The sequence below is a fragment of the Collinsella sp. AM40-7AC genome (assembly GCF_003468125.1).
GTDB classification, from domain to species: Bacteria; Actinomycetota; Coriobacteriia; order Coriobacteriales; family Coriobacteriaceae; genus Collinsella; species Collinsella aerofaciens_O.
Genome location: NZ_QSGK01000001.1, coordinates 250014 through 269487, shown reverse-complemented (window position 1 = coordinate 269487; position 19474 = coordinate 250014). Strand labels below are relative to the sequence as shown.

The 19474-nt window shown below is 61.7% G+C and carries 12 protein-coding genes; 11 read left to right on the top strand and 1 reads right to left on the bottom strand.

Annotated features, from left to right (window positions below; all coding sequences use genetic code 11):
• The first annotated feature begins 154 nt into the window (after positions 1 to 154).
• From DW892_RS01170 to DW892_RS01150, 5 genes are all read left to right on the top strand, one after another.
• Positions 155 to 475 carry a hypothetical protein gene (locus DW892_RS01170; protein ID WP_117765086.1) on the top strand — a complete coding sequence of 107 codons (321 nt, stop codon included), beginning with the start codon at positions 155 to 157 and terminating at the stop codon, positions 473 to 475.
• A 121-nt stretch (positions 476 to 596) separates the two neighbouring features.
• Positions 597 to 2957 carry a ferrous iron transport protein B gene (gene feoB, locus DW892_RS01165; protein ID WP_117765084.1) on the top strand — a complete coding sequence of 787 codons (2361 nt, stop codon included), beginning with the start codon at positions 597 to 599 and terminating at the stop codon, positions 2955 to 2957.
• Positions 2958 to 3080: 123 nt separating this feature from the next.
• The gene (locus DW892_RS01160) at positions 3081 to 4277 is read left to right on the top strand and encodes an MFS transporter (RefSeq protein WP_117765082.1); all 1197 of its coding nucleotides are present in this window, start codon (positions 3081 to 3083) and stop codon (positions 4275 to 4277) included.
• Between the two features lie 154 nt (positions 4278 to 4431).
• Positions 4432 to 5808 carry an alpha-amylase family glycosyl hydrolase gene (locus tag DW892_RS01155; RefSeq protein WP_117765080.1) on the top strand — a complete coding sequence of 459 codons (1377 nt, stop codon included), beginning with the start codon at positions 4432 to 4434 and terminating at the stop codon, positions 5806 to 5808.
• 3 nt (positions 5809 to 5811) lie between these two features.
• The gene (locus DW892_RS01150) at positions 5812 to 6375 is read left to right on the top strand and encodes a uracil-DNA glycosylase family protein (RefSeq protein WP_117765078.1); all 564 of its coding nucleotides are present in this window, start codon (positions 5812 to 5814) and stop codon (positions 6373 to 6375) included.
• Between the two features lies 1 nt (position 6376).
• On the opposite strand, the gene DW892_RS01145 is transcribed toward DW892_RS01150, so the two are convergent.
• Positions 6377 to 7039 (bottom strand): hypothetical protein, encoded by a 663-nt coding sequence (locus tag DW892_RS01145; protein ID WP_117765076.1) that lies wholly within the window; start codon positions 7037 to 7039, stop codon positions 6377 to 6379.
• Positions 7040 to 7132: 93 nt separating this feature from the next.
• Between DW892_RS01145 and DW892_RS01140 the strand changes: the two genes are divergently transcribed.
• The 6 genes from DW892_RS01140 to DW892_RS01115 all read left to right on the top strand — a co-directional run bounded on the left by DW892_RS01140 (position 7133) and on the right by DW892_RS01115 (position 19261).
• Positions 7133 to 8269, top strand: a complete 1137-nt coding sequence (locus DW892_RS01140) for a pyridoxal phosphate-dependent aminotransferase (RefSeq protein ID WP_117765074.1) — start codon at positions 7133 to 7135, stop codon at positions 8267 to 8269.
• 503 nt (positions 8270 to 8772) lie between these two features.
• Positions 8773 to 9294, top strand: coding sequence for a 50S ribosomal protein L10 (rplJ, locus tag DW892_RS01135; protein ID WP_055250258.1), 522 nt, complete (start codon positions 8773 to 8775; stop codon positions 9292 to 9294).
• 102 nt (positions 9295 to 9396) lie between these two features.
• A complete protein-coding gene (gene rplL, locus DW892_RS01130; protein ID WP_006235005.1) occupies positions 9397 to 9774 on the top strand; it encodes a 50S ribosomal protein L7/L12 in 378 nt (125 codons plus the stop codon).
• Positions 9775 to 10088: 314 nt separating this feature from the next.
• Complete coding sequence (locus tag DW892_RS01125; protein ID WP_055250255.1) at positions 10089 to 10997, top strand: UTP--glucose-1-phosphate uridylyltransferase; 909 nt, start codon at positions 10089 to 10091, stop codon at positions 10995 to 10997.
• A 350-nt stretch (positions 10998 to 11347) separates the two neighbouring features.
• Positions 11348 to 14776 carry a DNA-directed RNA polymerase subunit beta gene (locus DW892_RS01120; RefSeq protein WP_229071722.1) on the top strand — a complete coding sequence of 1143 codons (3429 nt, stop codon included), beginning with the start codon at positions 11348 to 11350 and terminating at the stop codon, positions 14774 to 14776.
• Positions 14777 to 14782: 6 nt separating this feature from the next.
• The gene (locus DW892_RS01115; protein WP_187362386.1) at positions 14783 to 19261 is read left to right on the top strand and encodes a DNA-directed RNA polymerase subunit beta'; all 4479 of its coding nucleotides are present in this window, start codon (positions 14783 to 14785) and stop codon (positions 19259 to 19261) included.
• The last annotated feature ends 213 nt before the right edge of the window (positions 19262 to 19474 follow it).

Genomic DNA, 19474 nt, shown 5'->3' with positions numbered 1-19474 from the left:
GGTGTCAAAAGTAATCTGTCCCCCTTGCACGCTTGCTTCCCTTGCAGCAATCTGTTGATTGAACGTCATTGTGTGCTCGCGGTTTCTGGGCAAGCCGTCTCGCAGCAAAGTAGACTAGATGGCCATTTCAAAAAGCCTACTCAGAGGAGGAGCCATGCTCGAGGGTACGTATGTGGTTTCGGCCCAGACGCCGGTGGGGAGTAAACGCGGCGAGGTGACGTTTTCACATGGGGTGAACGGCGTGCTCAGGGCAGTACTAAACGTCAGGGGTCTCAATATCGCTCTCTCGAGTGCCCGCGCTGAGGGCGATTTCTTTGAACTCTCGGGTACTATCTCCCACGTCTTGATGGGCAAGGCACCCTTTACATGCACGGGGTCAGTCGAGGGTGATCGACTCACTGCCACCGCGCGGTCGGGTTCCGTTTCGATCTCGCTGAGCGGTATGCGCAAAGAGCTTTCGGGGCGCATCGCATAAAGTTTGCGCAGGTAAACATCGGTATTTGACTTTATAAAATAGTTCAGAGCGCTATCATTTGTCGTTACGAGTTGGTTAGCCCCGGTAAACGGTTAACCGCGTCTAACGAAAGGATGAGCGCGTGAAGCTCGATACACTCGAGATTGGAAAGGACGCCGTTGTCGCATCGGTGACATCCGATGATCAGGCGCTCCGACAGCATATTTTGGACATGGGCCTCACGCCGGGCACCGAAGTCACCATGATGAAATACGCCCCTATGGGAGATCCGCTCGAGATCCGTCTGCGTGGCTACGAGTTGACACTGCGCAAGGACGATGCCGCCCGCATTGAGCTCGTGGGCATTCACGATACCGATATGGGTCCGCGCGCTAACGCTGCAATCGGCACGACGGAGCATCCGGCACTCGGCGAGGGGACGTATTCGCCCCGTGCGGCAAAAACGGCCGTGCCCGAGGGCGCACCGCTGCACTTTGCCCTCGCCGGCAACCAAAACTGCGGTAAGACCACGCTGTTCAACCAGCTTACGGGCTCCAACCAGCACGTCGGTAACTTTCCCGGCGTGACGGTCGACCGCAAGGACGGCACTATCCGTAACCACCCCGAGGCGAGCGTTACCGACCTGCCCGGCATTTACTCCCTGTCGCCGTACACGGGCGAGGAGATTGTGAGCCGCCAGTTTATCCTTGACGAGCATCCCGATGCCATCATCGATATCATCGACGCCACCAATATCGAGCGCAACCTGTACCTGACGCTGCAGCTTATGGAGCTCGACTGCCCCATGGTCATCGCGCTCAACATGATGGACGAGGTGACGGCCAACGGCGGCGCCGTGGACGTCAACCTGCTCGAGAGCCTGTTGGGCGTGCCTGTTGTCCCCATTAGCGCTGCCCGCAACGAGGGTATCGGCGAGCTGGTAGATCATGCCTTGCACGTGGCGCGGTTCCGCGAGCGCCCCGGTCGCCTGGACTTCTGCGCGCCCGATGGCTCGGACGGTGGTGCACTGCATCGCTGCATCCACGGCATTGCCAACCTTGTCGAGGACCATGCCGTGACGGCGCACATCCCGGTGCGCTTTGCAGCGACCAAGCTGGTTGAGGGCGATGAGCTGGTGACCGAGGCGCTTCACCTGGATCGCAATGAGCTCGACGCTATCGAGCACATCATTACCCAGATGGAGGGCGAAGCCGGCACCGACCGCCTGTCCGCGCTGGCCGATATGCGCTTTAGCTTTATCGGCGACGTGTGTGGGCGCTGCGTCGTCAAGCCGCATGAGAGCCGCGAGCACGTGCGCTCCGTCAAGATCGACCGCATCCTGACGGGTCGCTACACGGCCATTCCGGCGTTCCTGGTGATCATGGGTCTCGTCTTTTGGCTGACGTTTGGCGTGATCGGCGCGGCGCTGCAGGGACTCATGGAGGACGGCATCGCGGTCATCATCGCCTCGGCCGATGCGGGCCTCAAGGCGTTCGGCACCAACGACGTGGTGCGCTCGCTGGCTGTCGACGGCGTGCTTACGGGTGTGGGCAGCGTGCTGACCTTCCTGCCGATTATCGTCGTGCTCTTCTTGTTCCTCTCCATTCTGGAAGACTCCGGATACATGGCGCGCGTGGCCTTTGTCATGGATAAGGTGCTGCGTCGCTTTGGCCTGTCGGGTCGCAGCTTTGTGCCCATGCTCGTCGGTTTTGGCTGCACCGTGCCGGCAATCATGTCAACCCGTACGCTCCCATCCGAGCACGACCGCAAGATGACGGTCATGCTCACGCCGTTCATGAGCTGTTCGGCCAAGTTGCCGGTCTACGGTCTGCTGTGCGGGGCGTTTTTCCCGCAGGCGACAGTTCCCGCCATGGTCTCGCTCTATCTGATTGGCATTGCGGTCGGTTGCATCGCGGCTTTGGTGCTCAACCGCACGGCATTTAAGGGCGACCCGGTGCCGTTTATCATGGAGCTTCCCAATTACCGTCTGCCGAGCGTCAAGACGACGGTGATGCTGGCATGGGATAAGGCCAAGGACTTTATTACCAAGGCCTTTACCATTATCTTTGCCGCTACCGTGGTCATCTGGTTCCTTCAGACGTTCGACATTCGCTTTAATGTGGTCGCCGATCAGTCGCAAAGCCTGCTTGCGGGTCTCGGCAGCATCATCGCGCCGGCGCTGGCGCCGCTTGGGTTTGGCGATTGGCGAGCATCCACGGCGCTCGTCACCGGACTTATCGCCAAGGAGAGCGTCATCTCGACGCTCACCGTGCTTTTGGGTGCAACATCGCCCGCGGCACTGTCGACCATGTTTTCGCCGTTTACCGCTTACGTGTTCCTGGTCTTTACGCTGCTGTACCCGCCCTGCGTAGCGGCAATCGGCGCCGTCAAGAGTGAGCTGGGCGCGCGCTATGCCGTTGCCGTGTTCGCGTTTCAGGTGACGGTCGCCTGGATCGTGGCGTTTGTCGTGCATTCGGCGGGCATATTGCTGGGGTTGGCTTAGCTATTAATTGACGTCGCCACCTCTGTGTATTGAGTTGATTGCGGCCCCGCATCTGTACTGACGGATGCGGGGTCGTTGCTATATAATCGCCCACCGCTCAAGACAATCGGAGAGGTTTCCTACATGACTCAGGCAAGGCAAGATGGCATCTCACTCAAGCAGTGGCTCCCGCTTATCGGGCTCGCCTGCTGCGCGTTCGTATTCAACACGTCGGAGTTCATGCCCATTGGCCTTCTGACTGATATCGCCGCGTCGTTCTCGCTTACCGAGGCCCAGGCCGGCATCATGATCTCGGTCTACGCCTGGGGCGTCATGCTGCTGTCGTTGCCGCTTATGGTGTTTGCCTCGCGCTTTGAGTTCAAGCGTATGCTGCTCGGCGTGCTTGCCGTGTTCTCGCTCGGGCAGTTTCTGTCGGCCGTGGCGCCTACCTATCCTATTTTGGTTTGCGCGCGTCTGGTGGTCGCCTGCGCGCATGCCGTGTTCTGGTCGGTCGCCTCGATCATGGCGTCGCGTCTGGTTGACACGCGCCACGGGGCGCTCGCCATCAGCATGATCGCCACGGGCTCGTCCATCGCGCAGATCTTTGGCCTGCCGATCGGCCGCGCCATCGGACTGGCCGTGGGCTGGCGCATGACATTCGCCGTGGTTGGGGCCCTCTCTGCCGCTTCGGTGGTGTATCAGGCAGCGGTGTTCCCGGCCATGCCGGCGGGCGAGCGCTTTACCGTCAAACAGCTGCCCGAGCTGCTCAAGAACCCGTTCCTCATCGCGCTCTACGCGGTCACGGTCTTTATGGCGACCGGCTACTACGCGGGTTACAGCTATATCGAGCCCTTCCTGGCGCAGGTCGCCCATGTCGACGCAAGCGCCATCACCATGACGCTGACGGCGTTTGGTTGCTCCGGTCTGCTCGGAAGCTGGCTGTTCGGCCGACTGTTCGATGGCCATCGCTTTCCGTTCTTGGCTATCACACTCTCCGGCGTGCCTGTGGCTCTGCTGCTCATGGGTCCGGTTGCACCGTCGCTCGTCGCCGTTCTCGCTGTTTGCGCGCTATGGGGCTGCTGCTCCACGGCCTTTAACGTGGCGTTTCAGGCCGAGCTCATCAAGTACACGCCGGCGGATTCGTCGGCCGTCGCCATGTCGATCTTCTCGGGCCTGTTTAACCTCGGCATCGGCACGGGCACCGCGATCGGCGGCGCCGTGGTTTCGGGTCCCGGTATCACCTGGATTGGCTTCGCGGGCGGGGCGATTACCGTCGTGGGCGTCATCCTCGCCATTACGGTGCTGTTCCCGGCCATACGCCGCGCAAAGCCCGTCGCCTAATCACGTTCCCTCATCAGTTGCGGTGGAATAGAGACTGTTTGCCCGGTTTATTGGTCTCAACAGTCCCTATTTCACCGCAACTTATTTTGGGGGAGGGGATGCGCGGCGGGCATACAATGGATGGCGTTGCGTGAAAGATTACCGGGAGGTTGCTATGTGGGCATACGAGACGACGTTCTACCAGATCTATCCGCTGGGTTTTTGTGGAGCTCCGCGCGAGAACGTCGCGCCCGTTGCCGAGGACGAGCTCTCCCAAGCTGCCGGTACCGCGTCCAATCCCGATGCCCCCATCATGAAAATCGCCCAATGGGCCGATTACCTGCAGGAGCTCGGTATCGGTGCCGTGCTGATCAACCCTCCGCTTGAGTCCGATAGCCATGGCTACGACACGCGCAGCCTGCGCCATATCGACCGTCGCCTGGGTGGGGACGCCGACTTTGCCGCCGTATGCGACACGCTGCACGCCCATGGCATCCGCGTGGTGCTTGATGCCGTCTTCAACCACGTCGGTCGCGGCTTTTGGGCCTTCCGCGATGTGCAGGAGCGCAAGTGGGACTCGCCCTACAAGGACTGGTTCCATATTAGCTTTGACGGAGATTCCTGCTATGGCGACGGCTTTTGGTACGAGGGCTGGGAAGGCCATTTTGAGCTTGTGAAGCTCAACCTGCAAAATCCCGCTGTGGTCGATTACCTGCTCGAGTCTGTGCGCCGTTGGGCCGACGTCTTTGGCGTCGACGGCCTGCGCCTGGACGTTGCCTATATGCTCGACCGCGACTTTATGCGCCGCCTGCACGCCTTTGCCCGTGAGCTCAAGCCCGACTTTGTGCTGATCGGCGAGACGCTCCACGACGACTACAACCAGATCGTCAACGACGAGATGCTCGACTCCTGCACCAACTACGAGTGCTACAAGGGCCTGTACTCCAGCTTTAACTCGGTCAATATGTTCGAGATCGCCCATTCGCTGCACCGCCAGTTTGGCGGCGATCCGTGGTGCATCTACCGCGGCAAACATCTGCTGTCGTTTGTCGACAACCACGATGTACCGCGCCTGGCGAGCATCCTCACCGACAAGTCCTGTCTACGTCCTGCCTACGGCATGCTCTTTGGCATGCCAGGCATCCCGTGCGTCTACTATGGCAGCGAGTGGGGAATTGCTGGCGAAAAGGGCGGCCCCGATGGCGACTGGGCGCTGCGCCCTGCGCTCGATGAGCCTGCGCCCAACGAGCTGACGGCGTTCATCACGCGGCTTGCGCACCTTCGCTCGGCCGACGACGCGGCTGCCCGTGCTCTCAACTACGGTGCCTATCGCAACGTGGTGATCCAGAACAAGCAGCTGCTGTTCGAGCGCGCCTGTGACGGCGCGACGGTGCTCGTGGCGGTGAACGCCGTGGACGAGCCTTACACCTTTGGCGCCGGCGAGCTCAACGGCTCCTTCGTCGACCTGCTTGGCGACGGCGTGCCCACGGTCGAGCTGGCGGGCTCCCTTGAGCTTGCGCCCTACGAGGTGCGCTATCTGTTGAGGGCCTAGGCCATGGCTGCGTCCGACGTGGGCTATCAACATATTGAGCATGGGTTTGAGCCCGTGTTCGACCAGCACTCGCGCGTTTTGGTGCTGGGGTCGTTTCCCTCGGTGCTTTCGCGCGCCAATGCCTTTTATTACGGCAACCCTCAGAATCGCTTTTGGCGCGTGATGGCCGCGTGTCTCGGTGTGCCCGTGCCGCCCAACGAGGGCGACCCTTTGGCAGGCAGCGAGCCTGCGACGCTCGACGCCTCGATTGCCGCCAAGCGATCCATGCTGCTGAACGGCGGCGTAGCCCTGTGGGATGTGATTGAGGGCTGCGACATTAAGGGCTCGAGTGACGCGAGCATTCGCAACGTTGTGCCGGCACATATCGAGTGCATTACCGATGCCGCGCCGATCGAGGCCGTTGTCTGTAACGGCGGCACGGCAGGGCGACTCTACAAACGCTACTTGCAAGATCGGACGGGGCTGCCCGCCATCGTCCTGCCCTCGACAAGTCCTGCCAACGCGGCGTGGCGTTTGGAGCGGCTTGTCGAGCGTTGGAGTGAAGCCGTTGACTGGGCAGCTCATTAATTTAGATTATTGATTGAGTGTGGGCGCCGAGGTGTTTCAGAACGCCTCGCCAGACCGGCGCGGGCACGGCTGGCTCGGCGCAAACCATGCCGTCGGCGTCGACGTTGGCGGCATTGCCGCCGCCAAGTCGCTGTGCATGCTCGACGGAGCAGCCCATGCGCACAGCGCCCACAAGCTTATCCATCGCTTCCGAAAATGGTCGCCGCAAGAGTCCCATGCGTGGGGAATGGCGAAGCGCTGCGATGCCGCTGCCGGCGCAGATGGCAACGCCGCCACACCACAATTGGTCATGGCGCTCGCATGCCTTGTGCAAGCGAACGGCGGTCCCACGCGCCTGCTCAGCGCCCTGTTGTGCGGCTCTAATCACGGCGTAGACACGCGTTCCCGTACTGCCAAAGCGCTCAAGCGCCTGCTCGATGGCTGTCAACGTCTCATCGTCAGCCATATCTTCAATGGCCAGCACGATGCCATCGGCAACGCTGCCGGCGTCATTTGCCTTCAAGTCGACTGGGCGGGGGAGTGCAGTGCCGGAAAGCTGTGCATAGGCGGCGATGGCATCCTGCAGGTCCCAAAGCAAAAACTCAAGATCGGCGCTATTGGGAATGCTGATATACGCAATGGTTTGCAGTGTTTTTGGTACGTCGCTACGCGCGGTCGTCTCCATGCCATCTCCTTTCCGGCTCGTTTCCGTTTAGGTTACACCGTCTGGCGGCGCCCCGCCGCGCTATCCTAGTGCAACCCTTACGAAAGGAACGCCATGCGACTGCCCATGAATACCTCGCTTGCCACGCTCAAGCCCTCCGGTATCCGCCGGATCAACGCGCTCGCCGCCCAGCACCCGGGGTGCATCGCGCTTGCGCTCGGCGAGCCCGATTTTCCCACGCCCGATGTGATTAGCGCCGAGGTGACCGCCGCGCTGGACCGCGGTGACACGCACTATCCGCCCAACAACGGTCGCCCCGCCCTGCGTGATGCACTGTCCAAATATATGGATGACGCGGGCCTGGCGTTTTCGGCCGACGAGGTCATCCTAACCGACGGCGCGACCGAGGCCCTGTCGGCAACATTCATGGCTATGCTCAACCCCGGCGACGAGGTCATTATCCCCACGCCGGCCTTTGGCCTGTACGAGAGCATCGTCGTGGCCAACCATGCCAAGGCGGTCTTTTTGGATACGGAGCCTGCGCAATTTCAGATTGACGAAGACGCACTTCGTGCTTGCGTGACGCCGGCGACCAAAGCCATCGTCATCTGCTCGCCCAACAACCCCACGGGCTGCATCCTCAACGCGGCTTCGCTCGACGCCGTGGCGCACGTGGCGGAGCAGGCGGGCATCTACGTGGTCTGCGACGACGTGTACAACCGTCTGGTCTATGTGGATGGCTACGAGCGCTTTGCCCAGCGACACCCAGAACTGCGCGAGCAGACGGTAGTCATCGAGAGCTTCTCCAAGCCCTGGGCCATGACCGGCTGGCGCTTGGGCTGGCTCGCAGCCGCAGCCCCCGTCATCGCCGAGATCGCAAAGGCTCACCAATACTTAGTATCGAGTGCTGTCTCCTTCGAAATGGACGCCGCAGCCCGAGCCCTGACCGTCGACCCAACCCCCATGCTCAAAGTCTACCGAGCCCGCCGCGAACGCGTGCTCGCAGCCTTAAACGCCATGGGCCTCGACGTAGTAGAACCGGCAGGCGCCTTCTACGCCTTCCCCAGCATTAAGCAGTTCGACCTAACAAGCGAAGACTTCTGCATCAAAGCCATCAAAGAGGCCAACGTAGCCCTAGTTCCCGGAAACTGCTTCGGCACCGAAGGCCACATCCGCCTAAGCTACTGCGTCTCCGACAAAGACCTAGACGAAGGCCTCCGCCGCCTGTCCACCTTCGTCTCAACTCTATAGCCACCAGGGACGCAACACATCAGCCCACCGACTTAAGGATTGTGAGTGGGGCGCGCCGCTCAACGGACACGAGGATTCGCCGCAAAGTTACTGCAGCTCCGGCCCGAGGGGACGGGTCGAGATTTTCGTAGATTCCGCACGAGCCGAAGGCCACTTAATGTGGCCTTCGTGCGAGCCAGGACTTGACCGAGCGAAAATCTCGACCCGTCCCCTCGGGCCGGAGCGTATGCAGGGTTTGTGGACGAATCCTCGCGCCCGTTGACCGACGCCGGGGTCCCCGCCATAATACTTTCGGTTCACGCACGAATCCGCTGCCAGAGACAGCCGGTGCAAACGGGCATCGCCCGCGAGCTTAATGGGATATCCCGCCAGCCGAGGTGGTCGAGTAGATATGTCTTCTCGCCCCCGTCGCTCATGCAGCGCGGGGGCTTTCTTTTTGGACATGCCCCCGTCACGTCCTTGTGGCGGACCGTGCCCGGAAAGAATTCGAGGAGGTGTAATTTATGCCCCAGCAGTACAAAATCGACAAGGTTGCAGAGATCGAGTCCCGTATCGCCGAGAACGCCGGTCTGTTCGTCGTCAACTACAACGGTCTGACGGTTAAGCAGGCTCAGGAGCTGCGTCATCAGCTTCGCGAGTGCGGCGCCGAGATGAAGGTCTACAAGAACAACCTGGTCAAGATCGCTCTCAAGAACCAGGAGCAGCCCGAGATCGACGAGATCCTCGCCGGCCCCGTCGCTTATGTGTTCTACGAGACCGAGCCGGTCGAGGCCGCTAAGGCCCTTAAGGACTTCTCCGCTAAGTCCAAGGGCGTCCTTGAGATCAAGGGTGGTATCTCCGACGGCAAGGCCGTTTCCGCTGATGATGTTAAGGCTATCGCCGAGCTGCCCACCAAGGATCAGCTTCTCGGTCAGATCGCCGGTCTCATCTCCGGTTTCGCTCGCGACATTGCTGTCTGCGTCAACGGCGTTTCCTCTGGTCTCGCTCGTTCGATCCAGCAGGTCTCCGAGCAGAAGGCAGCCTAGTCGCTGTTTTCACCCGCGGCGGCAACGCCGCACCCCTGGCGCATTCGCGCCGTGTTTTAACTGATCTCCGTGCACAGACACGGAAACCGAAAGGACTTAGAAATGGCTAAGCTTACCACCGATGAGATCATCGATGCTCTTAAGGAAATGACCCTTCTCGAGGCTTCCGAGCTCGTCAAGGCTATCGAGGACACCTTCGGCGTTTCCGCCGCTGCTCCTGCCGCTGTTGTCGCCGCTCCCGCTGCTGGCGCTGCTGAGGCCGAGGAGAAGACCGAGTTTGACGTCGTGCTCGAGGGCTTCGGCGACAACAAGATCCAGGTCATCAAGGCCGTCCGTGAGCTCACCAACCTTGGCCTGAAGGAGGCCAAGGAGGTCGTCGAGGGCGCTCCCAAGGCTGTTCTCGAGGGTGCCAAGAAGGAGGACGCCGAGGCTGCCAAGGAGAAGCTCGAGGCTGCTGGCGCTGCTGTCACCCTCAAGTAATCAGGCTTTCTCGCCAGATTTCTTTGCAGACGGGGTTCGCATTGCGAGCCCCGTCTTTTTTGTTTTTTGGCCCCTCGGCATCGGTTGCTCAAACTGCCATGTTCTGTGATTTGCGTCGTATCGGGTGCCCTGTCGTTGGGCAATAAAATTGCACCATTCGAGCAATAATTTGCGTTGACCTGCTGAAGAATTGTCTCTGCCTTGTAGCGACATATAGTTCCAGCGGTAAGATGCTTGGGTATCGCAATTTGGTCTGCGGCTGTGCGCCGCACGCACGGGGCGCTTTTGCGCCTGCGAAAGGATCTTTGAATAACATGAAGGCAATCATCCCCGCCGCCGGTCTTGGCACGCGTTTTCTGCCTGGCACCAAGTGCACGCCCAAAGAGATGCTGCCGGTGCTCGACAAGCCGGTCATCCAGTATGTCGTCGAGGAGGCACTCGACCCCGAGGAGGTCGACGACGCCATCATCGTTACCTCGCCCGGCAAGCCCGAGCTGCTGAACTACTTCCAGCCCGACCGTTCGCTCGAGAACCTGTTGCGCGAGCGCGGCAAGAACGCCTATGCCGATGCCGTCGCCCACGCTGGCGGTATGCCGGTCGACTTCCGTTATCAGTACGAGCCCAAGGGCCTCGGCCATGCTATCCGCTCTGCTGCCGACGCCGTGGCAGGGGAGAACTTCTTGGTTCTTCTGGGCGACTACGTTGTGCCTAACCGCGACATCTGCGACAAGATGCTCGCCGTTTCCAAGGAGCACGGTGGCGCTTCGGTTATCGCCGTCGCTGCTTGCTCACCCGAGGAAGTCAGCCGCTACGGTGTTATCGCCGGCGAGCGCGTCGGTTCGCTCGAGGGCGCCGAGGACGTTGCCGATGCCGAGCCGGGCGCTGTCTGGCGCATCGGCGGTCTGGTCGAGAAGCCCGCTCCCGAGGCTGCTCCGTCCAACCTGTACATCGTCGGTCGCTACCTGCTGAGCCCGCTGGTCATGGACCTGCTGGCAGATCAGCAGGCCGGCAAGGGCGGCGAGATCCAACTCACCGACGCCATGGCCCGTTCGCTCGACCGCGAGGCCATGTACGCCGTCGTCATCGACCCGCTGTCGGGCTACGACACCGGCACTCCCTCTGGCTGGATGGCCACCAACGCCCTCATGGCTGCAAGCGACCCCCGCTTTGCCGATGCCTTCTGGGACGCCATCGACGAGCGCGGCGGATTGATGCGCAAGTAAGCCTTCGGGCATCGACATTTACGGGCGTGGACCTCGGTTCGCGCCCGTTTTTTATAAGAGCTGCGATTGCCGGCCCTCTGTTCACAGAAAATATATGAACAGATGTTCGATACACATACATCTACCTGCATATTTTCTGCCGAAAAACTTTGCTACTCCAAAAACTCAATCGCGTCAAGGCTTTTCTTGCCCAACGGTCGGTACCTGATAAACTATTAGGTTGCGATAACTGGCGAAGCTATGCCTCGCCAACCCACCGAGCATTTCCGTGAAGGAGGAAAAACCTGGTGACCTACGCATACACTGCCACTGAGCGCAAGCGCGTCAGCTTCGGGAAAATCCCGGAGGCCATGGAGCTCCCCAACCTTATCTCTGTTCAAAGGGAATCCTTTGAGCGTTTTAAGGACGAGGGCCTTCGTGAGGCGTTCAAGGAATCCAGCCCCATCCAGAGCCAGAACCATGTTCTCGAGGTTACCTTCGGCGAGCATCAGTTCGGCGACCCCGCGCACACCGTCGAGGAGTGCCGCGAGAAGGATATGACCTATCAGGCTCCGCTTCTGACCGACGTTCGTCTCACCAACAAGGAGACCGGCGAGATCAAGGAGCAGCTCGTCTTTATGGGCGACTTCCCCATGATGACCGATCAGGGCACCTTCATCATCAACGGTACCGAGCGTATCGTCGTCTCGCAGCTCGTCCGCTCCCCGGGCGTGTACTACAGCTCCGAGATGGATTCGGGCAAGCAGATCTACAAGGCCCAGATCATCCCGTCCCGCGGTGCCTGGCTTGAGTTTGAGGTCGACAAGCGCGACCAGCTCATGGTCTCCATCGACCGTAAGCGCAAGCAGAGCGCCACGATGTTCCTGCGCGCCCTTGGCATCGCCGTCACCAACGACGACATCATCGAGCTGCTCGGCAACTCCGATGTGATCAAGCGCACCCTGGAGCGCGACACCGCCCTCACCCGCGAGGACGCCCTCATCGAGATCTACCGTCGCCTGCGCCCAGGCGAGCCTCCCACCGTGGACGCTTCCCGCAGCCTGCTCGAGGGCCTGCTCTTTAACCCGCAGCGCTACGATCTGGCCCGCGTCGGTCGTTACAAGGTCAACAAGAAGCTCAACCTCACCACCGAGGAAGAGGTCACGGTGCTCACCGACGAGGATATCGTCGCAACGCTGCGCTACCTGCTGTCCCTCGCTGCCGGCGAGCAGGGCTTCAAGGTCGACGACATCGACCACTTTGGCAACCGCCGTATCCGCACCGTTGGCGAGCTCGTCGCCAACCAGTTCCGTATCGGCATGAGCCGTATGGAGCGCGTCGTCCGTGAGCGCATGAGCTCCCAGGACATCGACGAGATCACCCCGCAGTCGCTCATCAACATCCGCCCGATCGTGGCCTCCATCAAGGAGTTCTTCGGTTCCTCGCAGCTCTCGCAGTTCATGGACCAGGCGAACCCCCTGACCGGTCTGACCCACAAGCGCCGTCTGTCCGCACTCGGCCCTGGTGGTCTTGCCGGCCACAAGTCCGGCTCCAGCCGCCGCACCAACGTGCCGACGGCCGTCCGCGACGTTCACAACTCGCACTACAGCCGCATGTGCCCGATCGAGACCCCCGAAGGCCCCAACATCGGCCTGATCGGCTCGCTCGCCCTCTACGCCCGCGTCAACGAGTATGGCTTCATCGAGGCCCCGTTCCGTCGCGTCGAGAACGGCGTTGCCACCGACCAGATCGACTGGATGACCGCTGACGAGGAAGAGAAGCACGTCATCGCGCCGGCCAACACGCCGCTCGATCCCAAGACCAACGAGTTCATCACGACCGATGCCGAGGGCAAGCTTGTCCGTCCGCACACCGTGATCGCCCGTACCCGCGACTTCGACGGCTCCTTCGGCGCTCCCGCCGACGTGCCCGTCGAGGACGTCGACTACATGGACGTCTCGCCGCGTCAGATGCTCTCCGTCGCAGCCACGCTGATCCCGTTCCTTGAGCACGACGACGCCAAGCGTACGCTGATGGGCGCCAACATGCAGCGTCAGGCCGTGCCGCTGGTTCACCCCGCCGCTCCCTATGTCGGTACCGGCATGGAGCGTCGCGCCGCTCTGGACTCCGGCGAGGTCACCCTGGCCAAGAACGCCGGCGAGGTCATCTTTGCCGACGCCGCCAAGATTATCGTCAAGCATGCCGGCGGCATGGACGAGTATCATCTGGCCAAGTACCAGCGCTCCAACCAGTCCACCTGCATCAACCACCGTCCGCTCGTGCGCGTCGGTGACACCGTTGAGCAGGGCGAGCCTCTGGCTGACGGTCCTTCGACCGATCATGGCGAGCTCGCACTGGGTCAGAACCTCACTGTGGCCTACATGCCGTGGGAAGGCTTTAACTACGAGGACGGTATCGTCGTGTCCGAGCGCCTGGTGGCCGAGGACCTGCTGACGACCATCAACATCACCCGCCACGAGATCGACGCCCGCGACACCAAGCTCGGCCCCGAGGAGATCACCCGCGAGATCCCGAACCTCTCCGAGGACATGCTTGCCAACCTCGACGAGGACGGCATCATCCGCATCGGCGCCGAGGTCGGCCCTGGCGACATCCTGGTCGGTAAGGTCACGCCTAAGGGCGAGAGCGCTCTGACCGCCGAGGAGCGCCTGCTGCGCGCCATCTTCGGTGCCAAGGCGCACGATGTCCGCGACACCTCCCTTAAGATGCCTCACGGCGCTTACGGCCGCGTTATCGACGTCGTCCGCTTTAGCCGCGAGAACGGCGACGACCTGGCCCCCGGCGTCAACGAGCAGGTGCGCGTCTACGTCGCCCAGCGTCGTAAGATCCAGCAGGGCGATAAGATCGCCGGCCGCCACGGCAACAAGGGTGTTATCTGTAACGTTCTGCCGGTCGAGGACATGCCCTACATGGCTGACGGTACCCCGATCGACGTTATCCTCAACCCGCTGGGCGTTCCTTCGCGTATGAACGTCGGCCAGCTGCTCGAGTGCCACCTTGGCTGGGCTGCTGCCTGCGGTTGGGATACCGAACAGGCCGACTCCGACAAGTACGTCCCCGGTCCGTTCTTCACCGCCACGCCCGTCTTCGACGGCGCCAAGGAGGACGAGATCGCCGAGGTCATCCGTCGTGCCAACAAGAACATGCTCAACAAGGCCACCGCTGCCTTTGGCGATCACATGCGCCCCGAGTTCGTCACCCAGCTTGACGAGCGCGGCAAGACCCGTCTGTTCGACGGCCGCACCGGTGAGGAGTTCCGCGAGCCCATTACCGTGGGTACGTCCTACATCCTCAAGCTCGGCCACATGGTCGATGACAAGATCCACGCCCGTTCGACCGGCCCTTACAGCCTGGTTACCCAGCAGCCTCTGGGCGGCAAGGCCCAGTTCGGCGGCCAGCGCTTCGGCGAGATGGAAGTTTGGGCACTGTACGCTTACGGTGCTTCCAACGTCCTGCAGGAGATCCTGACCGTCAAGTCCGACGATACCGTGGGCCGCGTCAAGACCTACGAGTCCATCGTCAAGGGCGAGAACGTTCCTGTCCCGGGTATCCCCGAGTCCTTCAAGGTTCTCGTCAAGGAGATTCGCTCCCTCGCACTGGACATCGAGCCCATGCACGATGCCGACGAGGACGCCTCCGCCCCTGTGACCGCCGAGGAGACCTCCGCTCTCGACGACCTGGCTGCGCTCGCCGGCGTTGACGCCGACGTCGAGGCCGAGGATGCCGAGACCGCCGAGGCGCCCGAGGCTGTCGCCGCCACGACCACTGATAAGGAGTAGTTGACTGTGGCAGATTTCGAAGCTACTGATTTTGACTCGGTAAAGATCTCCCTTGCCTCCGCCGACCAGATCCGTTCCTGGTCGCACGGTGAGGTCAAGAAGCCGGAGACCATCAATTACCGTACCCTCAAGCCCGAGAAGGACGGCCTGTTCTGCGAGAAGATCTTCGGTCCCGCCAAGGACTGGGAGTGCTCCTGCGGCAAGTACAAGGGCATCCGCTTTAAGGGCATCGTCTGCGAGCGCTGCGGCGTCGAGGTCACCTCGGCCAAGGTGCGTCGCGACCGCATGGGTCACATCGAGCTCGCCGCTCCCGTGTCCCACATCTGGTACTTCAAGAGCCCCACGAGCTTCCCGATGAGCCGTATGCTCGACATCAAGTCCAAGGACCTCGAGAAGGTTCTGTACTTCGCCAGCTACATCATCACCGAGGTTGACTACGAGGCTCGCGAGGCCGACGCCGACGACCTGCGCGAGGAGCTCGCCGCCGATCTGGAAGAGATCGATGCCGAGTGCGCCCGCCAGATCGAGTCCCTCAAGGAGCAGGGCGACCCCGAGAACTTTGACGAGTTCTCCGACGAGGAGCCGCTGACCCCCGAGGAGATCGCCTCTGGCATCGTCGACATCGAGGAAGAGTGCAAGGACGAGAAGCAGCTCCGCACGGACGCCTTCAACGCCTTCATGAAGCTCACCGAGCGCGACCTCATCTCCGATGAGCCGCTGTTCCGCGAGATGACCCGTTACTACTCCATGTACTTCAAGGGTGGCATGGGTGCCGAGGCCGTCCGCGACCTGCTCGCTGCCATCGACCTCCCCTCCGAGGCCGAGAAGCTCAAGGCCATCATCGCCGACGAGGATTCCCAGAAGCAGAAGCGCGAGAAGGCCGTCAAGCGCCTTGAGGTCGTTGACGCCTTCCTGAAGGGCGGCAACAGCCCCGCGAACATGATCCTGGACGTCATCCCGGTCATTCCGCCCGATCTGCGCCCGATGGTCCAGCTCGACGGCGGCCGCTTCGCCGCGTCCGACCTCAACGACCTGTATCGTCGCGTGATCAACCGTAACAACCGACTCAAGCGCCTGCTCGACCTGGACGCCCCTGCGATCATCGTGAACAACGAGAAGCGCATGCTCCAGGAGTCCGTGGACGCCCTGTTCGACAACGGCCGCCGTGGTCGCCCGGTCTCTGGCCGTGGCGGTCGCCCGCTCAAGTCGCTCGCCGAGGCCCTCAAGGGCAAGCAGGGTCGTTTCCGTCAGAACCTGCTGGGTAAGCGTGTCGACTACTCCGGCCGTTCGGTTATCGTTACCGACCCCAAGCTGCTGCTGCACCAGTGCGGTCTGCCCAAGACCATGGCGCTGGAGCTCTTCAAGCCCTTCGTAATGAAGCGCCTGGTCGAGCTTGGCAAGGTCGAGAACATCAAGGGCGCCAAGCGCGCTATCGACCGCGGTGCCACCTTTGTGTGGGACATCCTCGAAGAGGTCATCGACGGCCGCGTCGTGCTGCTCAACCGTGCACCGACCCTGCACCGTCTGTCCATCCAGGCCTTTGAGCCGGTGCTGGTCGAGGGCAAGGCTATCCACCTGCACCCGCTGGTCTGCTCGCCCTTCAACGCCGACTTCGACGGCGACCAGATGTCTGTCCACGTGCCGCTGTCCAGCCAGGCTCAGGCCGAGGCTCGCGTGCTCATGCTCTCTGCGAACAACCTGCGCTCGCCGGCATCCGGCAAGCCGGTCAACATCCCCTCGCAGGACATGATCATCGGTGTGTACTACCTGACCCAGGTCCGCGACGGTCTGCCGGGCGAGAACCACGTGTTCGCCAGCTTCGACGACGCGCTGCACGCCTATGACTGCCGCTCCGAGGTCGACATGCAGGCCAAGATTCAGGTCCGCGTGTCCGCTGCCGACGCCAATGTCATCAACGAGGACGGCACCCGTATCTTCCGCGTCAAAAACGGCAAGAACGAGTTTGTCGACTACGACGTCACCGGCAACAAGACCGCGCGCTTCGAGACCTCTATCGGCCGCATCATCTTCAACCGCCAGTGCCTGCCCGAAGACTACGAGTTCATGAACTACAAGATGGTCAAGGGCGACGTGGCCAAGCTGGTTGCGGACTGCTGCGATCGCTATCCCGAGGCCAAGGTCGGTCCGATCCTCGACGCCATTAAGTACTCCGGCTTCCACTACGCTACCCGCGCCGGCCTCACCATCTCGGTGTGGGACGCTCTCATCCCTGCCGAGAAGCAGGAGCTGCTCGATCGCGCCCAGGCCAACGTCGACCAGATCAACGAGTACTTCGAGGAGGGCTTCATCAACGAGACGGAGCGCCACATCGAAGTCGTTAACGAGTGGACCGCTTGTACCGATAAGGTTGCAGCGCTCATGCTCGACATGTTCGACGAGGAGAACCCGCTGTACATGATGGCCGACTCCGGCGCCCGTGGTTCTAAGACCCAGCTGCGTCAGCTCGGCGGCATGCGCGGCCTGATGGCAGACATGTCCGGCGAGACGATCGACCTTCCCATTAAGGCGAACTTCCGCGAGGGCCTGCTGCCGCTCGAGTACTTCATTTCGACCTACGGCGCCCGTAAGGGCCTGGTCGATACCGCATCCCACACCTCGGACTCTGGTTACCTGACCCGTCGTCTGGTCGACGTGGCCCAGGACGTCATCGTCCGCGAGGAGGACTGCGGTACGCACGAGGGCGTCACCTACAACCTCATCATCCCCGGCACCACCGACCTCAACACCGACCTCGTCGGCCGTTGCTTCATTGAGGACGTCGTGGCTCCCGATGGCACCGTGCTCTTTGAGCAGGACGGTTACATCGAGAAGGTCGCCGACATCCAGAAGATGGTCGATGCCGGCCTCAAGAAGGTCAAGCTCCGCGCGCTGCTCACCTGCCGCTCCAAGTACGGCGTGTGCCAGAAGTGCTACGGCTGGGATCTTTCCACCCGTCGTCCGGTCGCCATCGGTACCGCGGTCGGCATTATTGCCGCCCAGTCCATCGGCGAGCCCGGTACGCAGCTTACGATGCGTACCATTCACTCCGGCGGCGTCGCTGGCGTCGACGATATTACGCAGGGTCTGCCTACGGTCAGCCGTATGTTCGATATCGTCGGCAACGTCAACGAGAAGATTCTGGGTCGCGAGGCCGAGCTGGCTCCGTACTCCGGTCACCTCTCGATTAAGCCCGAGAAGTCCGAGTACGTGCTGACGCTCACCGACTCCGAGGATCACACCCGTGTCCTCGACGAGCGTCGCGTCCCCGCTTCGGTGCGCTTTATGCCCGAGATCGAGGACGGCTGCGAGGTTCGCGCCGGCGACCAGATCACCAAGGGCTTCGTCAACTTCCGCAACCTGCGCAAGCTGACCGACATCGAGTCGACGATGCACACCTTCGTCGAGAGCGTTAAGGACGTCTACACCAGCCAGGGCGTCGACCTGAACGACAAGCACATCGAGGTGCTCGCACGTCAGATGCTGCGTCGCGTTCAGATCACCAACCCCGGCGACTCCAAGTACCTGCTTGGTCAGTACGTCGACCGCTACGAGTTCGCCGACGAGGTCGAGCGCGTTGCCCGTCTGGGCGGTCAGGCTCCCGTGGCCGAGCCCGTCATCCTGGGTACGCTCAAGGTCGCGTCCAACATCGACTCCTGGCTGTCGAGCGCTTCGTTCATCCGTACCGCTGGTGTCCTTACCGAGGCTGCCATCGAGGGCAAGGTCGACCACCTGCTCGACCTTAAGTCCAACGTCATCGTCGGTAAGAAGATCCCGGCTGGTACCGGCCTCAAGCCGTACGCCAACGCCAAGCTGACGTATCGCACGGCCGACGGCTACGTGGACATCGATGGTCCGGCTTCGCCCAACGCCAAGTCGCTGCCCGAGTGGGCTCCTGTGGAGCTCAAGGACCTGGACGAGCAGCTTCCGCAGCAGCTCGACTGGGCCGGCTACGACGAGTTCGGCGGTGCTGACGGTTCGTTCACCCGCAACGGCCACACCATCTCTGCTGAGAAGGCTCGCCTGTACCTGTTCGACGACCTGGGCGTGTCGCAGCGCTGGACCAACAAGTTCAGCGAGGTCGGCATCGAGACGGTCGGCGACCTGGTCGGCAAGTCCGAGGAGGATCTGCTGCGCATCGATGGCATCGGTGCCAAGGCGATCGAGGAGCTCCGTGACGGCCTGGAGGCCCACGACCTGCTCTACATCCTCGAGAACAACGACGACGTTGCCGACGAGGAAGACCTCTCGCAGCTGCTGCAGATGGTCTTTAGCCCCGACGGTCCGGACGACATCCTGCTGGGCACCTCCGCCACGCCGACGCATCACGCCGACGCCGACGAGGAGCTCCTGGGCGCCCCGATCGACGACAAGAAGGCTCCCGCCAACGGCGCGATCAACGAGGACATGGCTTCCCTCGACGAGCTGCTCAACCAGCTCGTGGACACCGACGACGCCGAAGAGGCCAAGGACAACGACGAGGAGTAACTAGTTCCGCCGTTCTAACGAACGGCGGCGACCTCCGTCGCTGCGCGGCCCCCAGAGCTACAATCTGTCATTCAAAAGGCAGGGCATGACCAAAAGGTCAATGCCCTGCCTTTTTCATGCCACCTTGTACGCTCTGGGGGCCGCTCGCTTGCGTATGCTCAACCTGTTGCGTTCCGTTGATCCCTTGCCAAAAAAGGGACAGGTATATTTTGG